This is a genomic window from Mycobacterium sp. E796 (assembly GCF_001672815.1).
Classification (GTDB): Bacteria; Actinomycetota; Actinomycetes; order Mycobacteriales; family Mycobacteriaceae; genus Mycobacterium.
Genome location: NZ_LZKK01000310.1, coordinates 1 through 9,391, shown reverse-complemented (window position 1 = coordinate 9,391; position 9,391 = coordinate 1). Strand labels below are relative to the sequence as shown.

Genomic DNA, 9,391 nt, shown 5'->3' with positions numbered 1-9,391 from the left:
GTCTGGCCGTGCTGGCGACCAGCGCGCTCGAGGGCGCGATCGTGCTGGGCGCGGCGGGTGGGTCCGCGGGCGCCGCGACGGTCCCCGGGTCACCGGGTGCCTGATCCGGGTCCGCCAGCGCGGGCACCGCGCCCAGCACGAGTGCCCCGCTCAAGATGGAGGCCAATCCGGCTGCCTTCAGAGCCGCGAACATATGCATCCCTTCGGTCGCTTACTCGGAAATAGTGTGGCACAGCGCGCACCCCAGCTACCTACTCCACAGCAGGCGGCGCACCGTTGCGCGGCCTGGATCGCGCCGCTGACCTCGGCAGCTATGAATTGCGTGAGCTTGCCGCGGCAACGTCCTGCACGGGGTCCAGCATCTGCCGATTGGCCGCCATGCCCGCCAGCGCGGCGCCCATCAGGCCCGCGGAGGCGGTCAGCATCAGCGCGACGCTGCGCTCGTACAACAGTCCGCCCGCCAGCGAGCCGGCCATGATGCCCACCTGAAACGCCGTCACGTACAGGCCCGAGGCCCCGTCGGGGTCGTCGGCCCCGTTGCGCATAGCGGCGGACTGCAGCATCGGCGAGACGGCGGTGGCCATGGCCCCCCACAACACGATGGCCGCAATCCCGATCAGCGCGACCGAATAGGGGGCCACGCCGCGTCCGCCACCGAACGCGAGCGCGGTCAGCACCACGAACGCGGCGGTCAACCCCGCCATGCAGAACAACACGGCGCCCCTGGGCCTGCGGTCCAAGGGGCGCGCCACCATGCCCACAGCGACAACCCCGGCGGCGCCGTAGGCGGCCAGCACCCAGGCGAGGTTCGGTCCGCGCACGCCGACGACCTCGCGGATGATCACCACGATGTAGGTGTACGACACGAAATGGCCGGTGACGCCGACCATGGTGATGAGGCTGACGACGATCAGGGCGCGATTGCGGTGGTGCCGCGCCCGCGGACCGACGCACTTGAGCTGGTCGGCGGACAGCACCAGCTCGGGCAGCAACAGCCAGGCCGCCACGGTCACGACGGCCGCGGCGACGGTGACGCAGACCGCGGCCAGCCGCCAGCCCCACATCAGGCTCAGGGCGGCGGTGAGCGGGCTGCCGATCACCAGCGCCAGGCTGGTGCCGATGTAGATGGACATCGTGGCGCGTCCCGCGTGGCTCGGCGGCACCAGCCGCGTGGCGAGCGGGGCGATGATCGACCACAGCAGCCCGTGGGTGAGCGCGCACAGCACCCGCCCCACGGCCAGCACGGCGAAGTTCGGCGCCAGCGCAGAGATGAGTTGCGAGACGGTCAGGCAGACCAGGCTGACGACCAACGCCCGCCGGCGCGGCCAGTGCGCCGTCCAGCGCACCAGCGGAAACGTCGACAGGGCCGCCACCAGCGAGTACCAGGTCAGCAGGGTTCCGACCAGGACGACGCTGACCTGCAGGTTGCGCGCGATCGCGGACAGCGCGCCCACCGGCAGGATTTCCGCGGTGACGTACGTGAAGGCCGCGGCTGCCAGCACCGCCAGCTGCGCCGCGACCCGTGGCGTCCACGTTCGCGCGGCAGTGGTGGCGGCTTCGACAGTCATAGGATCGGGTACGCAATCGGCCGGGCATGGCTGGTTGGCGAAATCACGCTGCACCTACCGTACGCACCGCAACAATAGGTTCCCCGCAGTTAGCGGTTCAACACGCCTACCGAGTACTGGTCACGAACGGACCAGGCGCGCGATGGCGGCCGAGGCCTCGGCCAGCTTGTCGTCCGCCTCGTCCCCGCCCTCGGCCACGGCCCGGGTCACGCAGTGGTTCAGGTGCTCATCGAGCAGATTCAGCGCCACCGAGCGCAGGGCGCTGTTGACCGCGCTGATCTGGGTGAGGACGTCGATGCAGTACTTGTCTTCCTCGATCATGCGCGCGATGCCGCGCACCTGGCCCTCGATGCGTCGCAGCCGCTTGGCGTAGTTGTCCTTCTGCTGCGAGTATCCGTGCTCGGTCGTCATACGCCCATGGTACGTGGTACCCCGACGGGGTATGCCCGCAAATATCGGCTTGGCCGCGCCGCGCATACTTGCACGATGTCCGTTAACAAGGCCCCTGACATCAAGCCCCGTAGTCGTGACGTCACCGACGGCCTGGAGAAGGCCGCCGCCCGCGGCATGCTGCGCGCCGTAGGCATGGGGGACGAGGACTTCGCCAAGCCGCAGATCGGGGTGGCGTCGTCGTGGAACGAGATCACGCCGTGCAACCTGTCGCTGGACCGGCTCGCCAAGGCGGTCAAGGAGGGGGTGTTCTCGGCCGGCGGCTACCCGCTCGAGTTCGGCACCATCTCGGTTTCCGACGGGATCTCGATGGGGCACGAGGGGATGCATTTCTCGCTGGTGTCCCGCGAGGTGATCGCCGACAGCGTCGAGACCGTGATGCAGGCCGAGCGCCTCGATGGCTCGGTGCTGCTGGCGGGGTGCGACAAGTCGCTGCCCGGGATGCTGATGGCCGCGGCGCGGCTGGACCTGGCGGCGGTGTTCCTCTACGCCGGCTCGATCCTGCCGGGGGTGGCCAAGCTGTCCGACGGCAGCGAGCGCGAGGTCACGATCATCGACGCGTTCGAGGCGGTGGGCGCCTGCGCACGCGGCCTGATGCCCCGCGAGGACGTCGACGCCATCGAGCGCGCCATCTGCCCGGGCGAGGGCGCGTGCGGCGGCATGTACACCGCCAACACCATGGCCAGCGCCGCCGAGGCGCTGGGCATGTCGCTGCCGGGCAGCGCGGCCCCGCCGGCGACCGACCGCCGCCGCGACGGTTTCGCGCGGCGCAGCGGCCAGGCCGTCGTCGAGCTGCTGCGGCGCGGCATCACCGCCCGCGACATCCTCACCAAGGAGGCCTTCGACAACGCGATCGCCGTGGTGATGGCGTTCGGCGGGTCGACCAACGCGGTGCTGCACCTGCTGGCGATCGCGCGCGAGGCCGACGTGGACCTGTCGCTCGAGGACTTCAGCCGGATCGGGTCGAAGGTGCCGCACCTGGCCGACGTCAAGCCGTTCGGCCGCCACGTCATGTCCGACGTCGACCACATCGGCGGCGTCCCGGTGGTGATGAAGGCCCTGCTCGACGCGGGGCTGCTGCGCGGCGACTGCCTGACCGTCACCGGCAAGACGGTGGCCGAGAACCTGGCCGCGATCGCCCCGCCCGATCCGGACGGCAAGGTGCTCCGCGCGCTCGCCGATCCGATTCACCCGACCGGGGGGATCACGATCCTGCGCGGATCGCTGGCGCCCGACGGCGCGGTGGTCAAGACGGCTGGCTTCGACTCCAACGTGTTCGAAGGCACCGCAAGGGTTTTCGACGGCGAGCGGGCCGCGCTGGACGCCCTCGAGGACGGCACCATCACCAAGGGCGACGCCGTGGTGATCCGCTACGAGGGCCCCAAGGGCGGGCCCGGGATGCGCGAGATGCTCGCGATCACCGGCGCGATCAAGGGCGCCGGGCTCGGCAAGGACGTGCTGTTGCTGACCGACGGTCGATTCTCCGGCGGCACCACCGGCCTGTGCGTCGGGCACATCGCCCCGGAGGCGGTCGACGGCGGACCGATCGCCCTGCTGCGCGACGGCGACCGGATCCGGCTGGACGTGGCCGGCCGCACCCTCGACGTGTTGACCGACCCGGCCGAATTCGAAGCGCGTCGAAGAGATTTCACTCCCCCGGAGCCGCGCTACAAGACCGGCGTGCTGGCCAAGTACGTCAAGCTGGTCGGCTCCGCGTCGGGTGGCGCAATCTGCGGCTAGGCTCGCGTGGCCGCCTCGCGGGTGCGCACGCCGAAGTAGGTGGCGTTTAGGCCCAGGACCGTCAGCAACCCGCCCGCGACGACGTTCGACCAGATCACGCCGCCGGTTGCGGTGAAGCCGGGCAGCACCCACGGCGCGACGACGAGCCACGCGCCGAGCACCGGCAGCGTCCACGTCATGCCGTGCGCGCGATCCAGCGCGGTTGCGAAACCGTACGCCAAGAACGCCACCGCGATGCCGACGATCAGGTCGGACGTGGCAAGCGATCCCGTCGCGCTGAATCCCACCATCCACGGTGACGCCGCCACGTACAGGCCCGTCAGCAGGGCCAGACCGAAGGTGACGTGCGCGCTCATCGACTCGGCGACGCGCTCGTAGTTCGCGCGCAGAGCCAACAAATCGGGGTGGTGATCTATTGATGAATGGACCGTACTCATTTTGTGACCTTTCTGTTATGCAGCAAGCCTTTTGGGCTTGGATGCACCCATCCATCCGCTGTCAAGATTACGCTCGGACGTCGCGCGATTCGAGAGACCGCGTAGCGTCGTGGGCATGGACATCGCCGACCGGCTGCGGCTCGACGTGCCGGTGGGGCAGGCCGGAATGGGCGGCGGCATTGCGCAGGCGCCGCTGGCCGCCGCGGTCGCCGACGCCGGTGGCCTCGGCACCCTCGGCATTGCCACCGCCCGCCAGCTACGCGCGTCGATCGCGCAGATGCGCGAGCGGGCGCCCAGGCGCGCGGTGGCGGTAAATCTGTTGATGCCCTTCGTCCGTCGCCACCACGTCACGATCTGCGTCGACGCCCACGTGGACGCCGTCGTGCTGGCGTTCGGCGAACGGCGCGGGCTCGTCGAGCACCTGCGCGAGGCGGGAATCTTCGTGTTCGTGATGGTCGGCACCGAGGAGGGTGCGCGTGCCGCGATCTCCTGGGGCGCCGACGGTTTGATCGCGCAGGGACGCGAGGCCGGCGGCCACCTCGTCGGCACCATGCCCGCGCTGGACTTCCTGCCTCGGGCCCTGAGGGCGGCCGGGAAGCGACCGGTGTTCCTGGCCGGCGGCATCGCCACTGCCGCCGACACGCGCGCCGCGTTGGACGTCGGGGCCAGCGGCATCATCGCCGGCACGCGGTTCCTGTTGACGCACGAGGCCAATGCGAGTCGCGAGTACCAGCGGCGAGTCATCAACGCGGACAAGACCATTGAGACGGACCTGTTCGGCCTGAGCTGGCCGCTGCGTCACCGTGTCGTGCCCAACGCTGCGACCCGCCGCTGGTGCGGCGACGACGGAAAGGCCAAGGCCCTGCCCGCCGCCCTCAACGCGGCCAGCCGCCCGCTGGCGGTGCTGGGCTATTTCGACGCCGGCGCGCTGATGCGGCTGCAGTCGCCGGGCCGCCCGTTCTTCACCCCATTGGCACCGGTGGCCGGGGTGCCCGATTCCTGGCTGGACGCCGCAGCTCTGTATGCCGGCGAAACCGCCTTGCGCATCGGCGAACTCACGTCCGCCGCACAGGCGGTCGAAGACCTCACCCCGCGCTGAGGCCCTACCGGACCAACGCGAAGGCGAAACCGTCCCAGTGCTTGGTCCCGACCGTCTGGATCACCGCGGTGTCCAGCCGCGGGTGCTCGCCCATCAGCTGCAGCGTCCGCCGCGTCGCCCGCACCCGCTCGTCGTCGTCGTGGGGATCGAGGATCCGGCCTTCGCGGATGACGTTGTCCAGCACCAGGACTGAGCCGGTTCGAGCCAGCCGCACCGCCCACTCCAGGTATGCGGCGTAGTTCTCCTTGTCGGCGTCGATGAACACCAGGTCGAAGGGGCCGCCGGTCAGGGTCGGCAACGTGTCGAGCGCGGCGCCGACGATGACCTCGACACGGTCGGCCACGCCGGCGCGCTGCAGGTTGGCCCGCGCGACCTCGGCGTGCTTGGGCTCGTATTCCAGCGTCACCACCCGTCCCTGCGGTCCCACCCCGCGCGCCAGCCAGATGGTGCTGAAGCCGCCCAGGGTGCCAATCTCGAGGACGCGGCGCGCTTGGATTGCACCCGCCAGCAGGGAAAGGAATTTTCCCTGCTGCGCCGACACGGCGATTTGAGGTAACCCGGCCGCGTCGCTGGCCTGTAGCGCCGCGGCGAGGGCCGGCTCGTCGCCGATGAGTGTGTTGTCCAGGAATGCGTCCACGTCTTGCGGGGTCGGGTTTTCCGTCATGCCGCCAACGCTAGGCCGGGGTGTTTACTGCATACCCACAGGGGGTATATAGTGGCGGTGTCCACGACGACAGAGAAGGGTGATCTGAATGGCTGAATACGACGCGGGGACGTTGCTGAGCTGTGGCCACGAGGGCTGCGGATGTCGCGTTCGCATCGAGGTTCCCTGCCACTGCTCCGGCGCGGGTGAGCCGTACCGCTGCACCTGCGGCGACGAGCTGAGGCCGGTCGAGTAACCCACCCGGCCGGTCGCGCGGATCCGCGTGATCAGCGCCCGAACGCGCGACCGGCCAGCTCGACCCGGGCCTCCAGCCGGAGGGCGGCGGCCGACGCGCCGATGGCCACCGCGTGATCGCCGGGTTCGATGCGCCAAGTCTGCGCGGCGCCGTCGTAATGGGCGAGCAGCCGCGGGTCGGCCTCGATGGTGACCCGGCGGGTGGCGCCGGCCTCGAGCTCCAGACGCCGAAATCCCAGCAGCCGCAGGCATCGCCCGCCGGGGGTGGCGGTCAAATACAGCTGCGGGACGTCGGCCCCGGGCCGGTCGCCGACGTTGGCGACGGTGAAGCTCGCCGTGGCGCTCTGGCCGCCGGTCACCGCCAGGTCCCGGTATTCAAAGCTGGTGTAGGACAGGCCATGACCGAACGCGAACATCGGTGCCAGCCCGTTCTTGGCGAACCAGCGGTAGCCGACGTCGGCCCCCTCGAAGTAGTCGATGGTGGTCGGTGTCCCCCACGGAGCCTCCGGTTCGGGCAGCTCCGGGCGCGGCGTCTGGCCCAGGTCCACCGGAAAGGTGATCGGCAGCCGGCCCGACGGATTGACCCGCCCGGCAAGGATTTCCGCGATCGCCCGGCCGCCGGCCTGCCCCGGATACCAGGCCTGCACGACGGCGTTCACCGAGTCCCGCCACGGCATGGCCACCGGGTTTCCGGTTTCCAGTACCACGACGGTGTTCGGGTTGGCGGCCGCCACCGCGGCGATCAGCGCGTCCTGTCCCCACGGCAGCGCCAGGTCCGCGCCGTCGAAGCCCTCCCCTTCGGCGCGGACGGCGAAGACTATGGCGATATCGGCGCGCCGCGCCGCCCGCGCCGCCTCGGCCGGGCTGGCGCCGGGATCGAAATCGATCTGCGCGCCGGGAAATTGGCTGCGCAGCTCGGCGAGCGGGCTCGACGGCAGCAGGTAGAGGTTGCGCAACCCGGCCTCGAGGCCCAGGCCACCGAGCGGGATCACGCCGGCGTAGCCGCCTGGTGGGACGACGGCGCTCGAACCGTAGCCCGCGGCGACGCCCAGCTGCGCGTATCCGCCGATGACGGCGATGCGCGCCGCGGACTCGGGCGCGATGGGCAGGACGCCGCGGTTGGCCAGCAGCACGATACCTTGCCGCGCGATTTGCAACGCAATGTCGTTGTGCGCGTTCATATCCGGTGCGGGCGCGGCCTCTCGCCGGTCGATGCCGACCGCGAACATCGACCGCAGGATTCGCCGGACCATGTCGGACAGGCGCTCGGAGGCCAGCGCCCCGGTGGCGTGGGCGGCCCGCAGCGGCTCGCCGAACGCCTCGGATTGCCACAGCAGCGCGTCGATTTGCGCGCCGCATTCCTGGTCGAGGCCGGCCGGCGCGCATTCCCAACCGGGCGTCCCGCCCCAGTCGGACATGACCCAACCGCGGTATTCCCAGGCACCTTTCAGTACCCCGTTGATCAGGGCGTCGTTGGCCGCGGCGTAGTCGCCGTTGACCTTGTTGTAGGCCGCCATCACCGCGCCGGGCGATGAGCGCTCGATGGCGATCTCGAAGGCCAGTAGGTCGGATTCGCGGTGCGCGCCGGGATCGATGACCGCGTTCAGCCAGTGCCGGTTGGTCTCGTTGCAGTTCAGCGAGAAGTGCTTGACGGTCGAGATGACGCCCTGCTCCTGGATGCCGTTGACCGACTCGGCGGCGATCAACCCCGTCAAAAGCGGGTCCTCGGAAAGGTATTCGAAGTTGCGGCCGTTGCGCGGGTCACGGGCCAGGTTCATCGCGCCGGCGAGCTGCACGTTGAACCCGCGGCTGCGTGCCTCGCGGCCGATCACCTCGCCGGCGGCGCGGGCCAGCACCGGGTCGAAGCCGGCGGCCAGGGCCAGGCCGGCCGGCAACGCGGTGGCGGTGTCGTCCGGGCGGTAACCGGGGTTGGTGACGCCGAGACCGGCGTCGCTCATCAGCAGCGCGGGTACGCCGAGCCGCGGAATCCCGGGCACGTACCCGGCGCTCATCGGGACGCCCGGCGGGATGCGTTCGTCGCGCTGCGGCCACAGCTCGCCCGCGCCCATCACCGCGAGGATCAGCGAGAACCGCTCGTCGTCGGTCATTTGGGCCTCGACTTCGCGGGCCCGCGCGTCCGGATCGCTCACCGCACACCCTCTTTCGCGTACACGACCCGCAGCACGTGCCCGAGTTCGGGGCCCATCACCAGCTCCGCGAGCTCGCAGATGGTCGCGACGAACTCCGGGCCGTGCGCCGGCTCGGCGCGGCACAGGTGATGCGCCACCTCGTGCAGCACCACCAGCTCACGCAGCGCCCAGTCGGCGGTGTCACGGTCGGGAACCGCGATAGTGCCGGCGCCGTCACGGTTTTCGTAGTGCGCCGCGGTGGCGGCCCGCCGGGGCCGCACCTGCAGCGGCGACACGCCGGGCCAGCGCCGCCGCACCGACGGCAGCGCCAGCACCTCGTCGACGTAGCGCTGGACGGAGGCGACCGACCCGAATTTCCCCTCCGGCGGCAGCGTCAGCTGCGTGCCGAAGAAATCGACGGAGGGCGATCCGTGCTCAGCGGCGCGGTCGAACAACGTCCGGACGAAGTCCTCGGCCGCATAAACCTTGGCGCGCTGCGAATCGCGGGCCCCACCGGCCCGAGTCACTGGCGCAATGCGCTCCGCGCGCCCTGCAGTTCGGCGCTGTTGCCGAGCCGCGCCCGCCGGCCGGCCCGGTCCCCCGCCCGGCGCGCCGCCGACGAATACCCCGCCGTCGCGCGGCTGACTTGATACGTTCCGCGCGCCTTGGACGCGCCGCGGTAGAAGTCGCGCAGCTCAACGTCCTTGTCCCGCAACGCGATCGCGGTGCCGGGCGGGCGGCTGCGGTCCTTGGTGGCCTCGCGCCGGGCCTCCTCGCGGGCCTCGGCCAGGCGCTGACCGACGCGCGCCCCGAACGCGAGCTGAAAGTTGAGCCGGGCGGTGATCGTCGGCGTGGGGCGGTGCGCGCCGGAGGCCAGGTAGGCGTCCGACGCGCGCACCATCTGCACGACCAGGCTGGCGTAGAGGGCGTGTGTCGCGTCGATGTCCTCGGCGAACCCGTACGCGTAGACGAACGTCGAGTTGGACGCCACGTCGCAGCGCACCATCACCATCGGTGCGGCGGGCACCCGGGGGCTGCGGACGTACGTGCAGCTTTTCGTGCTGATCGCC

At 70.8% G+C, this 9,391-nt stretch carries 9 protein-coding genes and 2 pseudogenes; 3 read left to right on the top strand and 8 right to left on the bottom strand.

Annotated elements, in window-relative coordinates; all coding sequences use genetic code 11:
* The 3 genes and pseudogenes from A5706_RS33230 to A5706_RS24575 form a co-directional block, all read right to left on the bottom strand.
* Positions 1–193, bottom strand: a pseudogene (locus A5706_RS33230) (hypothetical protein); the annotation flags it as partial.
* A gap of 118 nt (positions 194–311) precedes the next feature.
* The gene (locus tag A5706_RS24580) at positions 312–1,568 is read right to left on the bottom strand and encodes an MFS transporter (RefSeq protein WP_068136613.1); all 1,257 of its coding nucleotides are present in this window, start codon (positions 1,566–1,568) and stop codon (positions 312–314) included.
* A gap of 120 nt (positions 1,569–1,688) precedes the next feature.
* Entirely contained in the window at positions 1,689–1,979 is a 291-nt protein-coding gene (locus tag A5706_RS24575) for a metal-sensitive transcriptional regulator (RefSeq protein ID WP_067005235.1), read from the bottom strand.
* Positions 1,980–2,054: 75 nt separating this feature from the next.
* Here A5706_RS24575 and ilvD point away from each other — a divergent pair, with 75 nt between their 5' ends.
* Entirely contained in the window at positions 2,055–3,758 is a 1,704-nt protein-coding gene (gene ilvD, locus A5706_RS24570) for a dihydroxy-acid dehydratase (protein ID WP_068136607.1), read from the top strand.
* On the opposite strand, the gene A5706_RS24565 is transcribed toward ilvD, so the two are convergent.
* On the bottom strand, positions 3,755–4,195 hold the full coding sequence (locus tag A5706_RS24565; protein WP_068136602.1) for an SPW repeat protein: 441 nt from the start codon (positions 4,193–4,195) through the stop codon (positions 3,755–3,757). The genes ilvD and A5706_RS24565 overlap by 4 nt on opposite strands.
* Positions 4,196–4,310: 115 nt before the next feature.
* Between A5706_RS24565 and A5706_RS24560 the strand changes: the two genes are divergently transcribed.
* A complete protein-coding gene (locus A5706_RS24560) occupies positions 4,311–5,294 on the top strand; it encodes a nitronate monooxygenase family protein (protein ID WP_068136598.1) in 984 nt (327 codons plus the stop codon).
* A 4-nt stretch (positions 5,295–5,298) separates the two neighbouring features.
* Here the strand turns inward: A5706_RS24560 and A5706_RS24555 are convergent, their stop codons facing one another.
* Positions 5,299–5,958 (bottom strand): O-methyltransferase, encoded by a 660-nt coding sequence (locus A5706_RS24555; RefSeq protein WP_068136594.1) that lies wholly within the window; start codon positions 5,956–5,958, stop codon positions 5,299–5,301.
* 88 nt (positions 5,959–6,046) lie between these two features.
* Between A5706_RS24555 and A5706_RS32580 the strand changes: the two genes are divergently transcribed.
* Positions 6,047–6,193 (top strand): metallothionein, encoded by a 147-nt coding sequence (locus A5706_RS32580; RefSeq protein WP_081665563.1) that lies wholly within the window; start codon positions 6,047–6,049, stop codon positions 6,191–6,193.
* A gap of 31 nt (positions 6,194–6,224) precedes the next feature.
* On the opposite strand, the gene A5706_RS24550 is transcribed toward A5706_RS32580, so the two are convergent.
* The 3 genes and pseudogenes from A5706_RS24550 to A5706_RS24540 form a co-directional block, all read right to left on the bottom strand.
* Positions 6,225–8,342 carry a beta-glucosidase gene (locus A5706_RS24550; RefSeq protein ID WP_197517964.1) on the bottom strand — a complete coding sequence of 706 codons (2,118 nt, stop codon included), beginning with the start codon at positions 8,340–8,342 and terminating at the stop codon, positions 6,225–6,227.
* A complete protein-coding gene (locus tag A5706_RS24545) occupies positions 8,339–8,848 on the bottom strand; it encodes a TIGR04338 family metallohydrolase (RefSeq protein ID WP_068136590.1) in 510 nt (169 codons plus the stop codon). Before A5706_RS24545 ends, A5706_RS24550 begins: the two co-directional genes overlap by 4 nt.
* A pseudogene (locus A5706_RS24540) lies at positions 8,845–9,391 on the bottom strand (hypothetical protein); the annotation flags it as partial. The pseudogene A5706_RS24540 and the gene A5706_RS24545, both read right to left, overlap by 4 nt.

Coding starts and splice junctions, on each gene's coding strand:
- ilvD (WP_068136607.1), top strand. CDS start 2,055: ATGTCCGTTAACAAGGCCCCTGACATCAAGCCCCGTAGTCGTGACGTC.
- A5706_RS24560 (WP_068136598.1), top strand. CDS start 4,311: ATGGACATCGCCGACCGGCTGCGGCTCGACGTGCCGGTGGGGCAGGCC.
- A5706_RS24555 (WP_068136594.1), bottom strand. CDS start 5,958: ATGACGGAAAACCCGACCCCGCAAGACGTGGACGCATTCCTGGACAAC.
- A5706_RS24565 (WP_068136602.1), bottom strand. CDS start 4,195: ATGAGTACGGTCCATTCATCAATAGATCACCACCCCGATTTGTTGGCT.
- A5706_RS32580 (WP_081665563.1), top strand. CDS start 6,047: ATGGCTGAATACGACGCGGGGACGTTGCTGAGCTGTGGCCACGAGGGC.
- A5706_RS24575 (WP_067005235.1), bottom strand. CDS start 1,979: ATGACGACCGAGCACGGATACTCGCAGCAGAAGGACAACTACGCCAAG.
- A5706_RS24580 (WP_068136613.1), bottom strand. CDS start 1,568: ATGACTGTCGAAGCCGCCACCACTGCCGCGCGAACGTGGACGCCACGG.